This is a genomic window from Pseudomonas sp. S09G 359 (genome assembly GCF_002843605.1).
Classification (GTDB): Bacteria; Pseudomonadota; Gammaproteobacteria; order Pseudomonadales; family Pseudomonadaceae; genus Aquipseudomonas.
The window spans coordinates 2,084,671-2,105,994 of the sequence record NZ_CP025263.1 but is presented as its reverse complement, the minus strand read 5'-3'; the positions used below and the strand labels follow the sequence as shown (position 1 = coordinate 2,105,994).

General features: G+C 60.0%; 19 protein-coding genes. 13 read left to right on the top strand and 6 right to left on the bottom strand.

Annotated elements, in window-relative coordinates; all coding sequences use genetic code 11:
- Positions 1-291 precede the first annotated feature (291 nt).
- The 6 genes from CXQ82_RS09665 to CXQ82_RS09640 all read left to right on the top strand — a co-directional run bounded on the left by CXQ82_RS09665 (position 292) and on the right by CXQ82_RS09640 (position 5,663).
- The gene (locus CXQ82_RS09665; protein WP_101268259.1) at positions 292-1,368 is read left to right on the top strand and encodes an ABC transporter substrate-binding protein; all 1,077 of its coding nucleotides are present in this window, start codon (positions 292-294) and stop codon (positions 1,366-1,368) included.
- 190 nt (positions 1,369-1,558) lie between these two features.
- Positions 1,559-2,365 (top strand): alkaline phosphatase family protein, encoded by an 807-nt coding sequence (locus CXQ82_RS09660; RefSeq protein WP_101268257.1) that lies wholly within the window; start codon positions 1,559-1,561, stop codon positions 2,363-2,365.
- 5 nt (positions 2,366-2,370) lie between these two features.
- Positions 2,371-3,207 (top strand): ABC transporter permease subunit, encoded by an 837-nt coding sequence (locus CXQ82_RS09655; RefSeq protein ID WP_163034664.1) that lies wholly within the window; start codon positions 2,371-2,373, stop codon positions 3,205-3,207.
- On the top strand, positions 3,194-3,994 hold the full coding sequence (locus CXQ82_RS09650; RefSeq protein WP_101268253.1) for an ABC transporter permease: 801 nt from the start codon (positions 3,194-3,196) through the stop codon (positions 3,992-3,994). The genes CXQ82_RS09655 and CXQ82_RS09650 overlap by 14 nt, the downstream gene beginning before the upstream one ends.
- Complete coding sequence (locus CXQ82_RS09645) at positions 3,991-4,980, top strand: ABC transporter ATP-binding protein (RefSeq protein WP_003172971.1); 990 nt, start codon at positions 3,991-3,993, stop codon at positions 4,978-4,980. Before CXQ82_RS09650 ends, CXQ82_RS09645 begins: the two co-directional genes overlap by 4 nt.
- Before the next feature lie 29 nt (positions 4,981-5,009).
- The gene (locus tag CXQ82_RS09640; RefSeq protein ID WP_101268251.1) at positions 5,010-5,663 is read left to right on the top strand and encodes an HAD family phosphatase; all 654 of its coding nucleotides are present in this window, start codon (positions 5,010-5,012) and stop codon (positions 5,661-5,663) included.
- A gap of 137 nt (positions 5,664-5,800) precedes the next feature.
- Here the strand turns inward: CXQ82_RS09640 and CXQ82_RS09635 are convergent, their stop codons facing one another.
- Complete coding sequence (locus tag CXQ82_RS09635; protein ID WP_101268249.1) at positions 5,801-6,763, bottom strand: zinc-binding dehydrogenase; 963 nt, start codon at positions 6,761-6,763, stop codon at positions 5,801-5,803.
- Between the two features lie 138 nt (positions 6,764-6,901).
- On the opposite strand from CXQ82_RS09635, the gene CXQ82_RS09630 reads away from it, so the two are divergent.
- Positions 6,902-8,983 carry a carboxy terminal-processing peptidase gene (locus tag CXQ82_RS09630; RefSeq protein WP_241088992.1) on the top strand — a complete coding sequence of 694 codons (2,082 nt, stop codon included), beginning with the start codon at positions 6,902-6,904 and terminating at the stop codon, positions 8,981-8,983.
- Positions 8,984-9,101: 118 nt separating this feature from the next.
- Complete coding sequence (locus tag CXQ82_RS09625) at positions 9,102-10,871, top strand: bifunctional diguanylate cyclase/phosphodiesterase (RefSeq protein WP_101268245.1); 1,770 nt, start codon at positions 9,102-9,104, stop codon at positions 10,869-10,871.
- On the opposite strand, the gene CXQ82_RS09620 is transcribed toward CXQ82_RS09625, so the two are convergent.
- From CXQ82_RS09620 to CXQ82_RS09605, 4 genes are all read right to left on the bottom strand, one after another.
- On the bottom strand, positions 10,868-11,239 hold the full coding sequence (locus CXQ82_RS09620; protein WP_101268243.1) for a hypothetical protein: 372 nt from the start codon (positions 11,237-11,239) through the stop codon (positions 10,868-10,870). The two genes, CXQ82_RS09625 and CXQ82_RS09620, sit on opposite strands and share 4 nt — an antisense overlap.
- Positions 11,236-11,574: a helix-turn-helix transcriptional regulator gene (locus tag CXQ82_RS09615; RefSeq protein WP_101268241.1), complete on the bottom strand. Its 339-nt coding sequence runs from the start codon at positions 11,572-11,574 to the stop codon at positions 11,236-11,238. Before CXQ82_RS09615 ends, CXQ82_RS09620 begins: the two co-directional genes overlap by 4 nt.
- A gap of 93 nt (positions 11,575-11,667) precedes the next feature.
- On the bottom strand, positions 11,668-12,126 hold the full coding sequence (locus CXQ82_RS09610; protein WP_033897693.1) for a YkvA family protein: 459 nt from the start codon (positions 12,124-12,126) through the stop codon (positions 11,668-11,670).
- 335 nt (positions 12,127-12,461) lie between these two features.
- Positions 12,462-13,202, bottom strand: a complete 741-nt coding sequence (locus CXQ82_RS09605; protein ID WP_101268239.1) for an FKBP-type peptidyl-prolyl cis-trans isomerase — start codon at positions 13,200-13,202, stop codon at positions 12,462-12,464.
- Between the two features lie 246 nt (positions 13,203-13,448).
- Between CXQ82_RS09605 and CXQ82_RS09600 the strand changes: the two genes are divergently transcribed.
- Together CXQ82_RS09600 and CXQ82_RS09595 are read left to right on the top strand one after the other, a co-directional pair.
- Positions 13,449-15,257, top strand: coding sequence for a di-heme-cytochrome C peroxidase (locus CXQ82_RS09600; RefSeq protein WP_101268237.1), 1,809 nt, complete (start codon positions 13,449-13,451; stop codon positions 15,255-15,257).
- A complete protein-coding gene (locus CXQ82_RS09595; protein ID WP_101268235.1) occupies positions 15,254-16,420 on the top strand; it encodes a catalase family protein in 1,167 nt (388 codons plus the stop codon). The genes CXQ82_RS09600 and CXQ82_RS09595 overlap by 4 nt, the downstream gene beginning before the upstream one ends.
- 2 nt (positions 16,421-16,422) lie before the next feature.
- Here the strand turns inward: CXQ82_RS09595 and CXQ82_RS09590 are convergent, their stop codons facing one another.
- Positions 16,423-17,325: a LysR substrate-binding domain-containing protein gene (locus CXQ82_RS09590; protein WP_101268233.1), complete on the bottom strand. Its 903-nt coding sequence runs from the start codon at positions 17,323-17,325 to the stop codon at positions 16,423-16,425.
- Between the two features lie 100 nt (positions 17,326-17,425).
- Between CXQ82_RS09590 and CXQ82_RS09585 the strand changes: the two genes are divergently transcribed.
- From CXQ82_RS09585 to CXQ82_RS09575, 3 genes are all read left to right on the top strand, one after another.
- Positions 17,426-18,916, top strand: coding sequence for an MFS transporter (locus CXQ82_RS09585; RefSeq protein ID WP_101268231.1), 1,491 nt, complete (start codon positions 17,426-17,428; stop codon positions 18,914-18,916).
- Positions 18,917-19,408: 492 nt separating this feature from the next.
- Positions 19,409-20,818 (top strand): PAAR domain-containing protein, encoded by a 1,410-nt coding sequence (locus CXQ82_RS09580; RefSeq protein ID WP_101268229.1) that lies wholly within the window; start codon positions 19,409-19,411, stop codon positions 20,816-20,818.
- The gene (locus CXQ82_RS09575) at positions 20,815-21,201 is read left to right on the top strand and encodes a hypothetical protein (RefSeq protein ID WP_101268227.1); all 387 of its coding nucleotides are present in this window, start codon (positions 20,815-20,817) and stop codon (positions 21,199-21,201) included. The genes CXQ82_RS09580 and CXQ82_RS09575 overlap by 4 nt, the downstream gene beginning before the upstream one ends.
- The last annotated feature ends 123 nt before the right edge of the window (positions 21,202-21,324 follow it).

Here is a 21,324-nt window from a genome sequence, read left to right as displayed (position 1 = left end):
GGCTTCTACTATTGCGTGCCAGCCTAGGCATTACAGATGACCGACAGATGACAGTCCGTGTCGAGCCCCCGCAGCACACCCTGCAATACATCGGCCAAGTCCAGACACTGCGGGCACTTGAGCATGGTCTACGCTAACTCTGCGACGAGCGACATAAGCGCTTTAAAAACGACATCGACATGAAACTGTCATCCATCCAGCCTAGATTGGCTCAGGTATTGCTGACCTAGACCAACACCACCGCAATCGTTCACAAAAACGCAGCGTTGAACACGCCCAAAGGAGCTTCGGATGAAACAGCTTTTCCTGGCATCACTGTTAGGCTCGACCATTGCCATGTGCACCGCCGCCATGGCTGCTGATACCGATCTAAAAACCCTTGAAGCTGCCGCCAAGTCTGAAGGCGCCGTGAACAGTGTCGGCATGCCCGACGACTGGGCCAACTGGAAAGGCACCTGGGAAGACCTGGCCAAGACCTACGGCCTCAAGCACATCGACACCGACATGAGCTCGGCCCAGGAAATCGCCAAGTTCAAGGCTGAAAAAGACAACGCCAGCGCCGATATCGGCGACGTGGGCGCGGCCTTCGGCCCGATTGCGGTGAAACAGGAAGTCACCCAGCCGTACAAACCGTCCACCTGGGCTTCGGTACCGGATTGGGCAAAAGACAAAGACGGTCACTGGGCCCTGGCCTACACCGGCACCATCGCCTTTATCGTCAACAAGAAGCTGCTGCACGGTTCCGAAATCCCCCACAGCTGGGCGGACCTGCAAACCGGCAAATACAAGGTCTCGGTCGGTGACGTGAGCACGGCGGCACAAGCCTCCAACGCGGTACTGGCAGCGGCCATTGCCAATAAAGGCGACGAGAAAAACATCGCCCCAGGCCTGCAGTTCTTCACCAAGATCGCCCAGCAAGGTCGTCTGTCGCTGTCCAACCCGACCATCGCCACCATGGAAAAAGGCGAAGTCGAAGTGGGCATCGTCTGGGATTTCAACGGCCTGAGCTACAAAGCCAAGATGGCCAACCCGGATGACTACGTGGTGCTGATCCCGTCGGACGGCTCGGTGAAATCCGGCTACACCACCATCATCAACAAATACGCCAAGCACCCGAACGCCGCCAAGCTGACCCGCGAATACATCTTCAGCGATGCTGGCCAGCTCAACCTGGCCAAGGGCAATGCGCGTCCGATCCGTGCTGAAACCGACTTGAAACTGCCGGCTGATATCGCCAAGAACCTGATTCCGGGCGAGCAGTACACCAAGGCCAACCCGCAGCCGATCAAGGACGCCGATGCGTGGGAAGCCACGTCCAAGAAGCTGCCGCAGCTGTGGAACGAGCAGGTCATCGTAGAAATGAAGTAAGCCTGTTTCCCACATTGGAAATCCACTGTGGGAAGAGGCTTTTGTGGGAGGGGGCTTGCGCCCGGTAGCGGTGAGTCAGTCACAGATGCGCTCACTGACACACCGTAATCGGGGGCAAGCCCCCTCCCACACTTGATCCCATTCCAAGTTGATACCGAGTCAAACCTTCTGTTGCGGAGCGCCAGCCCCCATGAAGCACACTGTCATCCTTGTCGTGCTCGACGGCCTGAATTTCGAGGTTGCGAGGCACGCCATGGGGCACTTGCAGGCCTATGTCGGCGCAGGACGCGCAGCCCTCTACACACTGGAATGTGAACTGCCCGCCCTGTCCCGCCCGCTGTATGAGTGCATCCTCACCGGCGTGCCACCGATCCAGAGCGGCATCGTGCACAACAACGTCTCGCGCCTGTCCAACCAGCGCAGCATTTTCCATTACGCCACCGACGCCGGCCTCAGCACCGCAGCGGCGGCTTATCACTGGGTGAGCGAGTTGTATAACCGCACGCCCTTTCTCGCCGCCCGGGATCGTCATACCGACGACAAGGCGCTGGCGATCCAGCACGGGCATTTCTATTGGAATGACCATTACCCGGATTCACACCTGTTTGCCGACGCCGAAAGCCTGCGGCTCAAGCACGCGCCGGACTTCCTGGTGGTGCACCCGATGAATATCGACGACGCCGGCCACAAGCACGGCCTCGATACCCCGCAATACCGCAACAGCGCACGCTCGGCCGACATCATCCTGGCCGACTACCTGCAAGGCTGGCTCGACGCCGGCTACCAGCTATTGGTGACCGCCGACCACGGCATGAACAACGACCGCTCCCACAACGGCCTGCTGCCGGAGGAGCGCGAAGTGCCGCTGTTTGTGCTCGGCGATGCGTTCAGCCTGGATGCCAACGCCGCGCCGAAACAGACCGAGCTGTGCGGCACCATCTGCGAACTGTTGGGTGTACCCCACGACAAACCTGTATGCCGGGAGCTGCTCAAGTGAATGCCATGACGCGCGGCAAATGGCTGGCGCTGCTATGCCTGGTGCCCTTCGCACTGTTCTTTATCGTGTTCGAAATCGCCCCGCTGGTATGGGTGCTGATCAACAGCCTGCAAACCGAAGAATCCGGCTGGGGCCTGGATAATTTCACCCGCATCTTCAGCTCGAAGTTCTACCTGCAGGCGATCCAGTTCAGCCTGGAGATCAGTTTCTACTCCAGCATCTTCGGCATCATCATCGCCACGCTGGGCAGTTACTCGCTGCGCCGGGTGGATTCGCCGCTGCGCAACTTCGTCACCGCCTTCGCCAACATGACCAGTAACTTTGCCGGCGTGCCCCTGGCCTTCGCGTTCATCATTTTGCTGGGGTTCAACGGCAGCATCACCATCATGCTCAAGCAGGCGGGGATCATCCAGGATTTCAACCTGTACTCCAAAACCGGCTTGATCATCCTCTACACCTACTTCCAGATTCCCCTCGGCGTGCTGCTGCTGTACCCGGCCTTTGATGCGCTGCGCGAAGATTGGCGCGAATCCGCGGCGTTGCTCGGCGCAAATGGCTGGCAGTTCTGGCGGCATATCGGCCTGCCGGTGCTCACGCCGGCACTGCTGGGTACTTTTGTAATCCTGCTGGCCAATGCCCTCGGCGCCTACGCCACGGTGTATGCCTTGACCACCGGCAACTTCAACGTGCTGCCGATCCGTATCGCGGGCCTGGTCTCCGGTGACGTGTCACTCGACCCGAACATGGCCAGCGCCCTGGCCGTGGTGCTGGTGGCGCTGATGACCGTAGTCACCGTGGTCCATCAACTGCTGCTCAAGAGGAGCTACCATGTCTCGCGCTGAAGCCGGCCCGGCCTCCCTCTACCACCGCGTGGTGGTGTACCTGCTGTTTGCGATCCTGGTGTTGCCGCTGATCGGTACCTTCGTCTACTCCATTGCCAGCAGTTGGTCAGCAACCATCCTGCCCGCCGGCTTTACCGTGAAATGGTACGTGCAGCTGTGGAGCGACCCACGCTTTCTGATGGCGTTCGGGCAGTCGCTGCTGGTGTGCGTCGGCGCGCTGGTGCTGTCGGTGGTGCTGATTCTGCCGCTGCTGTTTGTGGTGCATTACCACTTCCCCAAGCTGGATGCGCTGATGAACATCCTGATCCTGCTGCCCTTTGCGGTGCCGCCGGTGGTGTCGTCGGTGGGCCTGCTGCAACTCTACGGCTCCGGGCCACTGGCGATGGTAGGCACGCCGTGGATCCTGATCGGTTGCTACTTCACCGTCGCGCTGCCGTTCATGTACCGCGCGATCACCAACAACCTGCAAGCGATCAACCTGCGTGACCTGATGGACGCCTCGCAACTGCTCGGCGCCAGCACCTGGCAGGCGGCCATTTTCGTGGTGCTGCCGAACCTGCGCAAAGGCCTGATGGTGGCGCTGCTGCTGTCGTTCTCGTTCCTGTTCGGCGAGTTCGTGTTCGCCAACATCCTCGTGGGCACCCGCTACGAGACCCTGCAGGTGTACCTCAACAACATGCGCAACAGCAGCGGCCACTTCACCAGTGCCGTGGTCATCTCCTATTTCTTCTTTGTGCTGGTGCTGACCTGGGCCGCCAATATCTTGAACAAGGACAAAAGCCAATGAGCTTCGTCAGCGTCCAACACCTGCAAAAAGGCTACGCCGGCACACCGGTGTTCAGTGATATCAACTGTGAGATCGCCAAGGGCGAGTTCGTCACCCTGCTCGGTCCGTCCGGTTGCGGCAAGTCAACCTTGCTGCGCTGCATCGCCGGGCTGACCTCGGTGGACAGTGGGAAAATTCTTCTGGATGGGCAGGACATCGTCCCGCTGAGCCCACAGAAACGAAATATCGGCATGGTGTTCCAGAGCTATGCACTGTTCCCCAACATGACCGTGGAACAGAACGTCGCCTTCGGCCTGCGCATGCAAAAGGTCAACGCCGATGACAGCCACAAGCGCGTACAGGAAGTGCTGCAACTGGTGGAACTCAAGGACCTGGCCGGGCGCTACCCGCACCAGATGTCCGGCGGCCAGTGCCAGCGCGTGGCCCTCGCCCGCTCCCTGGTGACCCGCCCGCGCCTGTTGCTGCTGGATGAGCCGTTGTCGGCGCTGGATGCGCGGATTCGCAAGCACCTGCGCGAACAGATCCGCCAGATCCAGCGCGAGTTGGGGCTGACCACGATTTTCGTGACCCACGACCAGGAGGAAGCGCTGACCATGTCGGACCGCATCTTCCTGATGAACCAGGGCAAGATCGTACAGAGCGGTGACGCCGAAACCCTCTACACCGCGCCGGTGGATGTGTTCGCCGCCGGGTTTATCGGCAACTACAACCTGCTGGATGCCGACAAGGCCAGCCAACTGCTGCAACGGCCGATCAGCGGGCGCATCGCGATTCGCCCGGAGGCCATCGAGCTGAGCCGCAGCGGCGAACTCGACGCCCTGGTGCGCAGCCACAGCCTGTTGGGCAACGTGATCCGCTACCGCATCGAAGCCCGTGGCGTGGAACTGGTGGTGGACGTACTCAACCGCTCGGCGGACGACCTGCACCCCGACGGCCAGCGCCTGGCACTTTCCATCGACCCGAGTGCGCTGTGTGAAGTAGCCTGACGCAACGATTCAATCAGAGAGCGTAACGGATGGCATTGGTAATTTTTGATCTGGACGACACCTTGATCCACGGCGACTGCGCCACCCTGTGGAGCGAGCAGATGGGCCGCCTGGGCTGGGTCGACCCCGAGTCGTTCATGCGCCGCAACGACGAGCTGATGGCCGCCTACAGCCGAGGCGAGCTGGCCATGGAAGACTTCATGGACTTCAGCCTGGAGCCGATGATCGGCCGCACCCCGGAAGAAATCGACCACCTGGTGGAGCCTTGGGTCGAGGACATCATCGAGCCATTGATCTACAGCGACGCCACCAAGACCATCGCCCGCCACCGCGCGAATGGCGACCGGGTCCTGGTGATTTCCGCTTCGGGCACGCACCTGGTGACGCCGATCGCGGCGCGTATCGGTATTGATGAAGTGCTGGGGATCGATCTGGAGGTCAGCCATGGCGTGTACAGCGGCCGTACCGTGGGTGTACTGACTTATCGCGAGGGCAAGATCACGCGGTTGCTGGAATGGTTGGAGCAGGAAGGTGAAAGCCTGGAAGGGGCGTATTTTTATTCGGATTCGCGCAATGATTTGCCGTTGCTGCTCAAGGTAGATCACCCGCAAGTGGTGAACCCGGACCCGGTGTTGCGCGAGCATGCAGAAAAGGCTGGCTGGCCAATCCACCACTGGATCTGACTCTCCTGGGTTGAAATGCAATCAAATGTGGGAGGGGGCTTGCCCCCGATGGCGGTGTTTCAGTGAAGAATATTTCATCTGACACACCGCCATCGGGGGCAAGCCCCCTCCCACATTGACCGTATTGCAACTCGAAATCAGGCCAGGCTTTCGTCAATCACCAACACCAACTTCCCGGAAATCTGATTAGTCGCCAGCGCTTCAAACGCCGCCTCGGCGTCCTTGATCGGGAAGGTCTTGGCCAACTGCGGGCGCAAGCGGCCCTCAACAAACAACGGCCATACGTGTTGGCTCAAATCACTCAACAGGTCGGCCTTGAACTGATCACTGCGGCTGCGCAGGGTCGAGCCCAGCAACTGAATACGCTTGCCCAGCACCTGGGCCAGGTCCAGTTGTGCCTCGCGGCCACCCATCAGGCCGATCAACACCCAGCGACCGTCCAGGGCCAGCAGCTTGAGGTCCAGCGCCGCATAGTTGCCGCCCACCGGGTCGAGGATCACATCGAACGGCCCGAAATCCCGCAGCCCTTCGATGCCGTCGGTACGTACCACCCCGCCCTGGGCGCCCAAGGCTTCGCAGTAGGCCAGGCGCTCCGCCGAGCCGACGCTGACCCAGCACGGGCTGCCAAACGCCTTGCACAGCTGGACTGCGGCCGAGCCGACGCCACTGGCGCCGGCATGCAGCAAGACTTTCTCACCGGGCTTGAGGCCCGCCAGCTGGAACAGGTTGAGCCATGCGGTGCTGTACACCTCAGGCAATGCCGCCGCTTCGACCAGCGACAACCCGTCCGGCACCGCCAGCACGTGACGGGCATCCACCACCACTTCTTCGGCCATGCCGCCGCCGGCCAGCAGTGCGCAAACGCGGTCACCTACCTGCCAGGACGAGCCCGCACCGACTTCGCTTATCACCCCGGAACACTCCAGGCCCAGCACAGGGCTGGCACCCGGCGGCGGCGGATAGAGCCCCGCCCGCTGCAATAAATCGGCGCGGTTGAGGCCCGCCGCCGCCACTCGAATGCGAACTTGGCCTACATCGCAGGTAGGACTTGGCTCTTCCAGCCACTCCACATGACCTTCAACGCCTTGCAATGCTTTCACAGTGCCTCCATAGTGAGTCTGGACTGAGCCCGAAGCTGTAGCGCCGGGCTTTTTGCATTATGCGACCGGACCATATGGAACCGGCTCCCTCAAAGACGGCCTAATATGCGTTATCAATTGCCCCCGCGTCGAATCAGCATGAAGCATTTATTCCCCAGCACCGCCCTCGCTTTTTTCATTGGTCTCGGCTTCGCGTCGATGTCGACCAATACGTTCGCAGCCAACAGCTGGGATAACCTTCAGCCGGATCGCGATGAGGTGATTGCCAGCCTTAACGTTGTCGAGTTGCTCAAGCGCCATCACTACAGCAAGCCGCCGCTGGACGACGCGCGCTCGGTGATCATCTATGACAGCTACCTCAAGCTGCTGGATCCGTCGCGCAGCTACTTCCTGGCCAGCGATATCGCTGAGTTCGATAAGTGGAAGACTCAGTTCGACGACTTCCTCAAGAGCGGTGACCTGCAGCCCGGCTTCACCATCTACAAGCGCTACCTGGACCGCGTCAAAGCGCGTCTGGACTTCGCCTTGGGTGAGCTGGACAAAGGCGTCGACAAGCTCGACTTCACCCAGAAGGAAACCCTTCTGGTGGACCGCAAGGACGCGCCTTGGCTGACCAGCACCGCCGCGCTCGACGACCTGTGGCGCAAACGCGTCAAGGACGAAGTGCTGCGCCTGAAGATCGCCGGCAAAGAGCCTAAAGCGATCCAGGAACTGTTGACCAAGCGCTACAAGAATCAGCTGGCACGTCTGGACCAGACCCGTGCCGAAGATATCTTCCAGGCTTACATCAACACCTTCGCGATGTCCTACGATCCGCACACCAATTATCTGTCGCCAGATAACGCGGAAAACTTCGATATCAATATGAGTCTGTCGCTGGAAGGCATCGGTGCCGTCCTGCAAAGCGACAATGACCAGGTCAAGATCGTGCGCCTGGTGCCGGCAGGTCCGGCGGACAAGACCAAGCAGGTCGCTCCGGCCGACAAGATCATCGGTGTGGCCCAGGCCGACAAAGAGATGGTCGATGTGGTCGGCTGGCGCCTGGACGAAGTGGTCAAGCTGATCCGTGGGCCGAAAGGCAGCGTGGTGCGCCTGGAAGTGATTCCGCACACCAATGCACCGAACGACCAGACCAGCAAGATCGTGTCCATCACCCGTGAAGCGGTGAAGCTCGAAGACCAGGCCGTGCAGAAGAAAGTCCTCAACCTCAAGCAGGATGGCAAGGACTACAAACTGGGCGTGATTGAGATCCCGGCCTTCTACCTGGACTTCAAGGCGTTCCGTGCCGGCGACCCGGACTACAAGTCCACGACCCGTGACGTGAAGAAAATTCTTACAGAGCTGCAGAAGGAAAAAGTCGACGGCGTGGTCATCGACCTGCGCAACAACGGCGGCGGTTCCCTGCAGGAAGCCACCGAGCTGACCAGCCTGTTTATCGACAAGGGCCCGACCGTGTTGGTACGCAACGCTGACGGCCGTGTCGACGTGCTGGAAGACGAGAACCCAGGCGCGTTCTACAAAGGCCCGATGGCGTTGCTGGTCAACCGTCTCTCGGCGTCCGCTTCGGAGATTTTCGCCGGCGCGATGCAGGACTATCACCGCGCGCTGATCATCGGCGGCCAGACCTTCGGCAAAGGCACCGTGCAGACCATCCAGCCGCTGAACCATGGCGAGCTTAAACTGACGCTGGCCAAGTTCTACCGGGTTTCCGGGCAGAGCACCCAGCACCAGGGCGTGCTGCCGGATATCGATTTCCCGTCGATCATCGACACCAAGGAAATCGGCGAAAGCGCCCTGCCGGAAGCCATGCCGTGGGACACCATCCGCCCTGCGATCAAGCCCGCGTCGGACCCGTTCAAGCCATTCCTGGCGCAGTTGAAGGCTGACCACGACACCCGCTCCGCCAAGGATGCCGAGTTCGTGTTTATCCGCGACAAGCTGGCCCTGGCCAAGAAGCTGATGGAAGAAAAAACCGTCAGCCTCAATGAAGTGGACCGCCGTGCGCAGCACTCCGACATCGAGAACAAGCAACTGGTATTGGAGAACATCCGCCGCAAGGCCAAGGGTGAAGATCCACTCAAGGAGCTGAAGAAAGAAGATGAAGATGCGTTGCCGGCCGAAGCAGAAAAAACCAAGCCGGAAGACGACGCCTACCTGGCCGAGACCGGCCGGATCCTGCTGGACTACCTGAAAATCAGCAAGCAGGTGGCCAAGCAGTAAATGATGGCGATTTAATGTGAGCGCTCCCCGGAGTGTCATCATATAGACATCATTCTGTCGTGAAATGAAGGACCGCAGGCTTACCGCCTGCGGTCCTTTTTTTTCGACTGAGATCGCCATGACCATGACCGAACAGCTGAGTGCATTGGGCTCTATCCTGGCTCAAGGTAGTTTGCACAGTCTGTTCCAACCGATCATCTGCCTGTCCGAACGGCGCATCCTCGGCTACGAAGCCCTCAGCCGTGGGCCGTCCAACAGCCCGCTGCACTCCCCCGTCGCGCTGTTCTCGGTCGCCAGCCACGCCGGGCGCCTGAGTGAACTGGAGATCGCCTGCCGCGAGAGCGCATGCCGACGCTTCAGCGAACAGAAGCTGCCGGGCAAGCTGTTTCTCAATATCTCGCCGGAATCCCTGATGGAGACGGCGCATCAGCCGGGGCGCACCCTGCAACTGCTGCGCGACTTCGGTATCCCGCCGAGCCAGGTGGTGATCGAACTCACCGAGCAGACGCCCACCGACGATTTCGACCTGCTGCAAACCGCTCTGCACCATTACCGCGACATGGGCTTCGCCATCGCCCTCGATGACCTGGGCGCCGGCTATTCCAGCCTGCGGCTATGGTCGGAGCTGCGCCCCGACTACGTGAAGATCGACCGGCACTTTATCGACGGTATTCATCAGGACGCGCTCAAGCGCGAGTTTGTCGGCTCTATCCTGCAAATCGCGCGGGCCTCGCGTGCCCAGGTGATTGCCGAGGGCATCGAGCTGCCGGAGGAGCTGGCGGTACTGACCGAGATGGGCGTCGACCTGGTCCAGGGCTACTTGCTTTGCCGCCCGCAGGAGAACCCACCGCAGGAAGCGCGCCTGATGCTGCCCAAGCCGGACACCGCCAATATCACCCTGAGCGAAGAAGGCAGCGATCTCAGCGCCCTGCTCAATGAGCAACCGGCGGTGGATCAGGACACGGCCACCGCCCAGGTGCTGGAGTCGTTCCGGCGCCAGGCCAACCTCAACTCCCTGGCGGTACTGGATGGGCGCGGCCACCCGGTCGGTATTGTGCACCGGCACTCGCTGTCCGACGCCCTGCTCAAGCCATTCGCCACCGACCTGTTTGCGCGCAAACCCATCAGCCGGCTGATGAGCGATGATTTTCTCGCGGTAGAGCTAAGCCAGTCCCTGCAGCAAGTCAGCCGGTTGCTGACCAGCCGCGCGCGGCAACGCATCGAAGAAGATTTCATCATTACGCTCAATGGCGACTACCTGGGCCTGGGCCGGGTCATCGACGTGCTCAAGCTGATCACCGAGCTGAAAATCCAGCAGGCCCGCTACGCCAACCCACTGACCCTGTTGCCCGGCAACGTGCCGATCCAGCAGTGCCTCACGCGGCTGTTGCAGCAGCAGCGCGAATCGGTGATCTGCTACGTGGATATCGACAGCTTCAAGCCGTTCAATGATATCTACGGCTACGGGCGTGGGGATGAGGTGCTGCTGTGCCTGGCGCAATGCCTGAACGACCGGGTCGACCCCAGCCGCGACTTTGTCGGGCACATTGGTGGCGATGACTTTTTACTGGTGCTGGGCCCGCAGGACTGGCGCAAGCGCCTCAACCAATTGCTGGATGACTTCCACACTCAATGCCGGCGCTTCTACCGTGCCGAGCACCTGGATGCCGGCTGCTTCGTGGCCTTGAACCGCCAGGGCGTGCGCCAGGAGTTTGCCTTGCTGTCGCTGTCTATCGGCGTAGTGCATTTGTATCCACAGGCTTGTGGACAACTCGACGCCAGCCAACTGGCAGAGTTGGCGTCGCAGGCCAAGCACCACGCCAAGGATATGGCCGGTTACAGCATCCATGTGATCGACAGCATGGACGTGCTGTCTCAGGCGCTCTAGGCCTCGGCGGATTCCGGGTACTCGTATTCGAACACCCGCACCACTTCCGAGGCGTGCCAGGACGCGGCGGCCACACCATCGGAGGGCCCGCTGAAACGCCCCAGGCGCTCCACGCATTCAAAAAAACCGGTACGCGGCAAGCGGCTGGCACCCTGGCTGATCACCAGGGAACTGCGCAACGGTTGCTCGGCCTTGGCATCCAGCGCAGCCAGGTGTTCCAGGGCGGCGGCCAGGGTTTGCATGGCCGGCGTGGGGAACTGCAGGCGCTCCAGCAGCGCGCGATAGGTCAGCAGATGGCGCTGGCGGCGCGCCTGGTCCAGCTCGTTGAGTAACCCATCCCAGTGTTGACGGCTGATACGTACGCTCAAGATTCATCCCTCCAACCTGCAACTCCCAATTCCCAGGCCAGGCTGCGGCGGATCGCAGCATCCGGCTGGCGTTCTCCACTTTCGATCAATCCCAGGTATGAGGGGCTGATACCCACGGTGCGTGCCAGGGCCTCGATGGCCAGGCCCTTGGCTTCGCGCAAGCCGCGCAGGTCTGCGAGCGGGCGCAGGTCCTGGGCAGGTGCGGCTTGGGCAGTAGCGGAAGGAGGCGGTGCAGGTTGTTGCTGACCGGCAGCTTTTAGCAGCGCCTGGTACTGATCCCATGGCAAGACCGCGTATTCGGGTTCGCCATTGCGTGAAATTATCTGAATATCCATGACAGCCCCGTAGGATAACAACACTTACTGAGTAAGTTCTTTCCTTAGGAGTGTAATCCTAACAGCCACAAAGGTCGCAGGGGGATAGCCACATCAGGCGTTTTTTTGCGGGTTTTCCTTGGCCAGCAAGGCGGGCGTCGCAGGCAGCCGCTCGACCACGGCGAGTTTTTCCGGGCGCTGTGCGTCACGCCAGGCGCGAAAGGCGCTCAGCTCGCCATCCAGGGTCTTCATGACCCATGCCAATACGGCGATGTCATCGAGCATACCAAACATGGGGATAAAGTCCGGGATCGCATCAATCGGGCTGAGGAAGTACATCAGCCCGGCCACCACCGAGATCAGCGCCTTGGGGCTGATCGCCCGGTACTCACCACGCCAGTAGGCCAGGCACAGGGCTTGTAGCAACTTGAAATCATCCTTGAGCTTGCCCAGGCGGTTGCCCTGGCTCGAGCCTTTGGCCGCGACGGCGAACAGCAGGGTCGGCAAACGCCCACGGCCCAGCAAGCGCGCGGCCATGGGCAGGAAACGGGTGAAATTAAAGGGTGGTTTCATTCGTCACTCCAGTTCCAGGCGACATAAAAAGTTATCCACACAAATTGTGGATAACCTTGTGAACAGAGCTGGTTTTCCCAGCTGAAAGCCACGGATTACAAGGCTTACAGTCAGATCGGGCATTTTTTGCGCACATAAAAAAACCCAAGATTTCATTGACTTGGCGTTGATCAGAGGCTACCCGTACTCGAGTCTTATATCAGACTGTTTAAGGCTACAGATGTTCGGTCGGATCTGCACAAGCTCCAATACGCCGGCAGATTCCCCTTGAACCATGCAACCTGCAGAAACAACAACGCCCCGTCGAGACGGGGCGTTGTGTGTTCAGGCGCCGATTACTTCTTGGCGGCTGGTGCTGCAGGTGCGTCAGGGGCTTCAGCCTTGGCTGGGTCCTTGATGGCCAGCAGTTCCAGGTCGAACACCAGCACCGAGTTGGCCGGGATCGCCGGGCTCGGGCTCTGCGCGCCGTAGGCCAGGTCGGACGGGATGTACAACTCGACCTTCTCGCCTACGTGCATCAGTTGCAGGCCTTCGACCCAACCTGGGATCACGCCGCTGACCGGCAGGTCAATCGGGCTACCGCGATCCACGGAGCTGTCAAAGGTGGTGCCGTTGGTGAGCTTGCCGGTGTAGTGCACTGTCACCACGTCAGTCGGCTTAGGCTGGGCGCCATCGGCTTTCTTGGTGATTTTGTACTGCAGGCCGGAAGCAGTGGTGACGACGCCGTCTTTCTTGGCGTTGTCTTCGAGGAATTTCTTGCCGGCGGCTGCCGACTCTTCGCTCATCTTGGTCATACGTTCTTCAGCACGCTTTTGCAGTGCGGCAAACGCTTCAACCAGTTCGTCGTCTTTGAGCTTCTGCTCTTTTTTGCCGACGGCATCTTCGATGCCTTGGGCTACTGCTTTGGAATCCAGGTCATCCATGCCTTCTTGGGCAAGGCTCTTGCCCATGTTCAGGCCGATGCCGTAGGAAGCTTTCTGCGCCGGGGTTTTCAGCTCTACGCTGGTCTGCGAATCACAACCCGCAAGTACCAGGCTAACCAGGGCCACCGCCGCCGCCAACCGATGCTGTTTCATGCTATTTCCTTGTTCATGCGCCAAAAGGGCATTCGAATAAAGTCGCGAGCTTATCAGGCGGCCACGACCAATGGCTACCGGCATGTGAGCAGGAAACTTCCGATAAGTTCACGTGTTTAAAAGCATTTTCATTCATTATGGCGGCCCGCGATGGATCGCGGACCGCATACCTGCAGACTGCTGGCCACTTGCCGTACCTGCAGCTCAATGGCATAAGAAAGCCACAACTGGACAAGGATAGTTATCTTGCGCATTTTTTCCCGTGTTTTATTGACGATGTTGGTCATTTTCGGTCTGATCCTGGCCGTGGTGCTCTACTACATCGTCAACCCCAAACTCCCCGACTACGTGCCCGTGGAGCAGGTGCACTACCAGGATCAGTGGAGCGCCGTCGACCGCCAGACCTACTACTTCACGCCCCAGGGCACCCAGGTAAAAGGCTTGCATTACGACTGGTTCACCGCCCTGGAACTGCCGTTTTCCAACCAGCGTTTTGCCACGCCAGACTACCTGGCACGCTTTGGTTTCCTGGTGGACCCCAAGCAAGTGCCCAGCGCGCAAAACCCCGGCAACCTGCCCGTGGGTTTCGCCCGGCATAAAAACGCCGGCGACAATGCCGAATACCTGGATATCACCTGCGCCGCCTGCCACACCGGCGAACTGCACTATAAAGGCCAGGCGCTGCGTATCGACGGCGGCTCGGCCCAACACGTGCTGCCTTCCAGCGTGCCCACCCTACGCGGTGGCAGTTTCGGCCAGGCCCTGGTCGCCAGCCTTGCCGCAACCTATTACAACCCGTGGAAATTCGAGCGCTTCGCCCGCCAGGTATTGGGGGATCGCTACGACGCCGAGCACAGCCAGCTGCGCCAGGACTTCAAGCAGTCGCTGAACAAGTTCCTCAAAGTCGCCTGGAACGACACCCATCGCGGCCTCTACCCCACCGAGGAAGGCCCAGGCCGTACCGACGCGTTCGGCCGCATCGCCAATGCCAGTTTCGGCGACGCCATCTCCCCGGAAAACTATCGCATCGCCAATGCACCGGTGGACTACCCGCAGCTATGGGATATCTGGACCTTCGACTGGGTGCAATGGAACGGCTCGGCCCAGCAACCCATGGCGCGCAATATTGGCGAAGCCTTGGGCGTGGGCGCGACCCTGACCTTCTTCGACAGCGCCGGCCAACCGTTGCAGGGTGATGCGCGCTACCCGTCGAGCGTGCGGGTGCGCGACCTCAACCTGATCGAAGAAACCCTGCAACGCCTCAAGCCTCCGACCTGGCCCGAGGCATTGTTCGGCGCCATCGACAAGCCCCTCGCCGCCCAAGGCCGCGCGCTGTTCGCCGAGAACTGCGCCGGCTGCCATGTGCCCAGCGTCACCCAGGAAGGTGGCCGCCCGGTGCAGCACCTGAAGATGCTGCCGGTGGACTACATCGGCACCGACCCCGGCACCGCCAACAACATAGCCGACCAGCGCTATGACCTCAGCGCCCTGCAATGGGACCCGGCAGAGTTGGCCAAGCTCCCTGTCGAGCTGCACCCCACGCCGACCGAGCCCCTGGACCTGAAAAACCTCTCGGTGGCCAAGGGCCTGGCCTACGTCACGGCCTATGTCGAAGACCACGCCTACCGCGCCGCCGGTGTCACCCCGGCGGAACGCCCACGCCTGGATGGCTACGGCCTGCCCATCGGCGTGCGCGAGCTGCGCGCCTACAAGGCCCGCCCGCTGGCCGGCGTGTGGGCCACGCCACCGTTCCTGCATAACGGGTCGGTGCCGACGATCTACCAACTGCTCTCGCCCCAGGACGAACGCAGCACCACCTTCTATAAAGGCACCTTCGCCTACGACCCGCGCCACCTCGGGTTTGAAACCGGCGCGTTCAAGAATGCCTTCCTGTTCGATACCAAAATTACCGGCAACCACAACAGCGGGCATGAATTCCGTGCTGGCCAGCGGGGTAACGGCGTCATCGGTCGTGGCCTGCTGCCTCAGGAACGCTGGGCGTTGCTGGAATACCTGAAAGTGCTGGGCGGCCCACTGGAGCAACAATTGCCATGATTATCCGATCCGAATACAACCAACGCTCCCTGCTCGCCCGGCTCTGGCTGCGCCTCGGCGCGTTTCTCGGCAAGACCCTGCTGTGGCTGGTCGGCCTGGGCCTGCTCGGCTGGCTGGGCGCCACCGGCTGGTATGCTTGGCAGCACAGCGGCCCGGTGTCGCCGAACGAGCAGGTACCGGAGGGCGAAGCGGCGATGACCCAAGGCATCATCCAGACGGCGGTGCGCATCGTCGACCAGCACCGCGAGGGCACGCGCTACCTGCGTGATGCCCACGCCAAGGCCCATGGCTGCGTGAAGGCCGAAGTCAGTGTGCTGGCCGACCTTGACCCCGCCTTGCGCCAAGGCGTGTTCGCCGAACCCGGCAAGACCTGGCAAGCGACAATGCGCCTGTCCAACGGCAACGCCTACCCGCAGTTCGACAGCATCCGCGACGCCCGTGGCATGGCCCTCAAGCTGCTGGATGTACCCGGCAAACAGCTGCTGGCCGACCAGCAAACCCGCACGGAGCAAGACTTCGTGATGTTCAGCCATCCGAATTTCTTTGTCAGCGATGTGGCCGAATACGCGCAGAACATCGGCGCGCAAGCGGATGGCAAGAAAGTCCTGGCGTTCTTCCCCAAGGCCGACCCGCGCAGCTGGCAGGTGCGCCACTTGTTTATCGCCCTGGCAACCCTGGCGCCCGCGCCGGCCAGCCCGACGCAGACCACCTACTTTTCAGTCTCGCCCTACAAGTTCGGTACGGCCAACGCCAAGTTTCGCGTAGCCCCCGACCCGCAAAGCTGCCCGGAATACGTACTGCCCAAGCAGAACCAGGACCTGCCGAATTTCCTGCGCAGCGCCTTGAGCCAACAGCTGTCCACCGACCGTGTGCCCGCGTGTTTCGTGTTGCAGATCCAACGGCAGAACCCGCAGAAATTCATGCCCATCGAAGACACCAGCATCGAATGGAAGGAGAGCGATGCGCCCTACGAGAGCGTGGCCAAAGTGCGCATCCCCGCGCAGGATTTCGACACCCCCGAGCAAAACCTGGCGTGTGACAACCAGTCGTTCAACCCTTGGTTCGGCGTCGCCGAGCATCGCCCTATCGGCGGCATCAACCGCCTGCGCAAAGCGGTGTACGAAGCGGTCAGCGATTACCGCCACAGCCGCAACGCGCCTTAGGGTTACGCGACGGGCGTAGGAAACAGGTGCAGCGCAACGAAGTCCACAAACACGCGGATTTTCGGTGACAGATGGCGGCTGGACGGCCACAGCGCCCAGAATTGCCCCTGGTCGCTGCAGTGCTCGTCCAGCACACTGTGCAGCCGTCCTTCGGCCAGGGCCTGGCGTGCCAGAAAGTCCGGGACAAAGGCAATGCCATGCCCATCGGTCGCAGCCGCGAGCATGGCTTCCATGTTGTTCAAGGTCATTGCGGTGGGCAGGCGCAGCTGGGTAAATGCGGGGTTGGACGACAAGGTCCAGTCCATGATTTTGCCGGTGGTCGCAAAGCGATAACGCAGGCACTCATGCTGCGCCAACTCAGGCACCGCCAAGGGCCTGCCCTTGCGTTCAAAGTACGCTGGCGAGGCGCACAGCAAAAACCGAAAAGGCCCCAACCTGCGTGACATCAGTTTCGAGTCGGCCAGGCCGCCGCTGCGAATCACCACATCAAAACCTTCCTCGATCACGTCCACCAGCAGGTCGCTGAAATCCAGCTCCAACTCAATCTCCGGGTAGGCCTTTCTGAAGGCCAGCATATGCGGCATGAGGAAACGATAACCGATGGTGGGCAGGCTCACCCGCAGCTTGCCACGGGGCGCTTGCACGGCATCGGAGAGCATCGCGCGTGCATCCTGCAGGTCATCGAGAATTTTCCGACAGCGCTCGTAGAACAATTGCCCTTCGGCGGTCAGGCTGACTTTGCGCGTGCTGCGTTGCAACAACCGCACCTTCAGCGAGGCTTCCAGCTTGGCCACATTCTTGCCCACTGCCGAGGCGGAAATCCCCAGCGCGCGCGCCGCTGCGACGAAGCTGAGCGACTCTGCGGTTTTTACGAACGAAATCTCACCACTGAGGCTGTCCACAATGAATTAGATCCTTTGGGTTCATTATTAGTGGAATGTAAGCCCGTTTATCTACGATTGCATCCTCAATAGAGTGACTGGACCACTCTCAAGGACTGATCCCATGCACACGCCCACCCACTCGGCGAACATTATCCTTGCCGCGATTTGCCTGGCTGCCCTGGTGCTGCCAATGAGCTTCACCGGCGGTGCCGTGGCCACCCCCTTTATTGGCCAGGGCTTCGATGCCAGCCCTACGCAACTGGCCTGGATCACCAATGCGTTCATGCTCAGCTTTGGCAGCCTGTTAATGGCCGCGGGCACCCTCGCCGACCGCTACGGGCGCAAGCGATTATTCATCGGCGGCATGGGCTTGTTTGCCGTGGTATCGCTTCTACTTTCAGTGGCACCCGATATCGTTTGGCTGGACCTGCTGCGCGGCCTGCAGGGCATCGCCGCGGCATGCGCATTGGCCGGCGGCACGGCGGCGCTGGCACAAGAGTTCGAAGGCCATGCGCGCACGCGCGCTTTCAGCCTGTTGGGCACCACGTTCGGGGCTGGCCTGGCATTTGGCCCACTGTTGTCGGGGCTGCTGATCGAATGGCTGGGCTGGCGCGGGATCTTTCTGTTCACGGCGCTGCTGGCGATCACCTCGCTGGTGTTCGCCCTGCCGACCCTGCGCGAAAGCCACAACGCTCAAGCCCAGCGCCTGGACACGCTGGGGGTGCTGACGTTTTCCGGCCTGCTGATCGCCTTCACCAGCGCCGTGATCCTGGCCCCGGAGCACGGCTGGAATGCGCCGCTGACGCTTACTTTGCTGGGCGCATCGATGGTGCTCGGCGGGCTGTTTGTCTGGGTGGAAACGCGGGCGAAACAGCCCATGCTGGAGCTGCGGCTGTTTCGCTTCCCGCGCTTTATTGGCGTGCAGATATTGCCCGTCGGCACCTGCTACTGCTACATCGTGTTGATCGTGCTGTTGCCGATCCGACTGATCGGCGTCGACGGCGCCAGCGCGTTCGAGGCGGGGCTGACCATGCTCGCGCTGTCCGCACCAATGCTGGTGGTGCCGTTGATTGCCGCGTCCCTGACCCGCTGGTGGTCGGCGGGCCTGCTCTGCTCGCTTGGCTTTGTGATGGCGGCGAGCGGCCTGTACCTGTTGAGTGCACTGAATGCCGATGCGCACTGGCAAACCCTCGCCGCAATGCTGCTGATCGGTGCGGGTACGGCGATCCCCTGGGGCTTGATGGATGGCCTGGCGATCAGTGTGGTGCCCAAGGAACGCGCCGGAATGGCCGCCGGGATTTTCAACACCACCCGCGTGGCCAGCGAAGGCGTTGCACTGGCCATCACGGTGGCCGTGTTGAGTGCGCTGGTGGCTCACCACCTGCAACTCGCTACGGTAGGCGGTGAGGTTTCAGACATCGCGCGGCACCTGGTCATGGGCGACCTGCAGCATAGCGGCCAGATTCCGCTGGAGGTGCTGCGCTCGGCCTACAACGCCGGGTTCAATACCTTGCTGCAGGTGCTGGCGGTGTTCACGTTGCTGACGGGAGTTATCGTCTATCTATGCCTGGGACAACCGAGCACTGCAGCCGCAGCGCTTGATCCCCGATAGGTTCACTTTACGCTGGGTGCATCGCGCATACCGAATCGCTTCTTCTCGGATTCCAGTCTGCGTACAACTGCTACTCCCATTCCTGGCATCGTGACTGGCAGCTCTAGTACCAGCGCCGCACCTACAGTACCAGCTATTAGTGCGACATAACTCTTGCTTTTCATTTGTTGGCACTACTGCCTCATCAGACTTTTACACCAACTTTATCGGAAACGTCCGACTTTACTTTCAATATCCATATGTTCAGGGTAGCGAGGTGGCAGCTGTCTTAGCAATGGCGACCAAATCATCAATACACCGCAAGACGCAGCGGTAATCGTTGAGCGTAAAGGTGTACCGATGGCAGAAGATTTCCTCCCCACCATCAGACCTTGAACGAATAAAAGCAGCACAGCACGGTGAGTGCAGTGCTGTTTTGAACGCGCGTTAGCATCCGATCATTTGAAGGTTAGGTGCTATCTATCTCGACCAATATATAAGAGAGAATAAACAATGAGGGAAGGACATTTCATTGGCTGGGGTGATAAAACCACATGCGGTGGGGAAGTACTCGAGGGTGATAACAGAGTCATTATGTTTGGCGTCCTTCATGCTCGCGAAGGTGATCGAGTAAGTTGTGGAAAAGACGGCAAAATCTACAACATTATTGGCGGCATTTCGTATATCAACAGCCATGGCAGACTCGTTGCTGGAACACTGGACAGTATCAGCGGTTGCCCCTGTCGGGCTCAGTTGATTCCTTCGATCCATCAGGCCACCTACGAAAGCCAAAGAGCTGCATCAATGACCGCAAGGCAAACAGCTGAACCTGCCCCCTCTGCAGTTAGCAGCCAGTCGATAGCCCCGCAGCAATCCGGCTTCGCGCCCTCAAGCAATTCTGCCCCTGTAGTTTTCAACCGCATTGAGCCTCAAGAACCTGGTTTCTATGTGGTCCCTAAAAGCATGAGTCGAGATGCGCTGGAATCAGCGCTGTTTCCTGTGCGAAACCCTGTCGTGATGAGCAAGTTCAAGGAGCTCAATCCTGATCGAGGCGAAGTAAAGGCCGGCTCAATAGTCGTGCTCAGCGATCCGAGCAACTTCCATTGCACTCGCGAAGAAAGACTGTTGATGCAAGCGGCAGCTCAGACCAATGACGCTCTGGAGCCTCTCACTGCCGATGAAGCAGACTTCATGCAACGCCATCGCGAGGAAATCCAAAGCTTCTTGGCCTTGGGTTCAACTGCCATTGGTGCTGGCGAGACCATGTTTGCCAGGAATCTAGACGACCTCAAAAATATCCTTCTGGAAATTGAGGCGCTGCATCAGAAAGCGTTCCTCAAGGATGGCCATTTACGGTCGCCCGAGTTTTTCAGTGAGCGCAAACGCCTACTCGCCCAACTCGATACCCGCCTAACATCTTTCGTGCGCAAAGGCATCGGCCTGCCTGATCATCCGAACCTGAAGTCTGCACTTGGAATTTCCAGTCGTAGTCTGGTGCATCGGTGGACTCAGGCCGGAGCACCTGGGCAAATACCTGGGTATGTCACCCACATTCAAGGGATATCAAGAGCGGCTAAGGTCATCAAGTATGGCGGTTGGATTGGTACAGCCGTGGGTGGAGGGGCGTCGTACTTGAAGGTACAAAATGTTTGTTCGGCAGGAGACGACAAACCCTGTGAAAAGGTTAAATTCACAGAAACAGCTAGTTTTATCGGTGGGGTAGCGGGTGGTGCAGCGGCGGGCGCGGCCCTTTCAAGCGCTGCGGTCGGCGGTTTATGTGTTGCACTTGGCGTACCCACCATAGGTGCAGGCACTCTGGCATGCAGCGTCGTAGTGGCTGGATCAGCCTCTCTGGCTGCAGGAGCCCTTGGCGGAAAGGTATCCGAAGTCGCTGCCGATAAATTGTATGAGGCAATCAAGTGAGTGTGAGCATTATCGACACCACACTGCTTGCAATCGCGATGACTGATATCGCCGGGCTTATTATCTGGATAGGCGCCTGTCTGTACCTCGCCTATACAAAAATGGATTTAATGCTCAGCCACCTTAAAAACTCAGTAGCAGTCAATAACCTGGCGCCTCTCAGACATGGAGGCCCCTGGGGCAAACTGCTGCTGGTAGGCGGGATTGCAGGGTTCGTCACGTTCCCAGGTTTTTATCTGAAAAGGGGCCAATTGAACCCTGATGACTTAGCGAACTTTCCAGCCGCGCTCAAACGCAAGTTGGTCTGCTTGTATTGGTGCGTGATCGGGCTTCTATTGGTCATGGTGGCCTTTTTCATAGCCATTAAGCTGGGCTGGTACTAGACTCCAAAGCGCCCAAACTCAGCGCGTTTTCCAACATGCACTCTGCCCGCGTCGAGCTTATGCGCCAAGCCGCGATCACGTCGCTGCGGGCGATGTTCTTACGTAACGATAGCCCCCACACCG

Coding starts and splice junctions, on each gene's coding strand:
- CXQ82_RS09665 (WP_101268259.1), top strand. CDS start 292: ATGAAACAGCTTTTCCTGGCATCACTGTTAGGCTCGACCATTGCCATG.
- CXQ82_RS09660 (WP_101268257.1), top strand. CDS start 1,559: ATGAAGCACACTGTCATCCTTGTCGTGCTCGACGGCCTGAATTTCGAG.
- CXQ82_RS09655 (WP_163034664.1), top strand. CDS start 2,371: ATGACGCGCGGCAAATGGCTGGCGCTGCTATGCCTGGTGCCCTTCGCA.
- CXQ82_RS09650 (WP_101268253.1), top strand. CDS start 3,194: ATGTCTCGCGCTGAAGCCGGCCCGGCCTCCCTCTACCACCGCGTGGTG.
- CXQ82_RS09645 (WP_003172971.1), top strand. CDS start 3,991: ATGAGCTTCGTCAGCGTCCAACACCTGCAAAAAGGCTACGCCGGCACA.
- CXQ82_RS09640 (WP_101268251.1), top strand. CDS start 5,010: ATGGCATTGGTAATTTTTGATCTGGACGACACCTTGATCCACGGCGAC.
- CXQ82_RS09630 (WP_241088992.1), top strand. CDS start 6,902: ATGAAGCATTTATTCCCCAGCACCGCCCTCGCTTTTTTCATTGGTCTC.
- CXQ82_RS09625 (WP_101268245.1), top strand. CDS start 9,102: ATGACCATGACCGAACAGCTGAGTGCATTGGGCTCTATCCTGGCTCAA.
- CXQ82_RS09615 (WP_101268241.1), bottom strand. CDS start 11,574: ATGGATATTCAGATAATTTCACGCAATGGCGAACCCGAATACGCGGTC.
- CXQ82_RS09610 (WP_033897693.1), bottom strand. CDS start 12,126: ATGAAACCACCCTTTAATTTCACCCGTTTCCTGCCCATGGCCGCGCGC.
- CXQ82_RS09605 (WP_101268239.1), bottom strand. CDS start 13,202: ATGAAACAGCATCGGTTGGCGGCGGCGGTGGCCCTGGTTAGCCTGGTA.
- CXQ82_RS09595 (WP_101268235.1), top strand. CDS start 15,254: ATGATTATCCGATCCGAATACAACCAACGCTCCCTGCTCGCCCGGCTC.
- CXQ82_RS09585 (WP_101268231.1), top strand. CDS start 17,426: ATGCACACGCCCACCCACTCGGCGAACATTATCCTTGCCGCGATTTGC.
- CXQ82_RS09580 (WP_101268229.1), top strand. CDS start 19,409: ATGAGGGAAGGACATTTCATTGGCTGGGGTGATAAAACCACATGCGGT.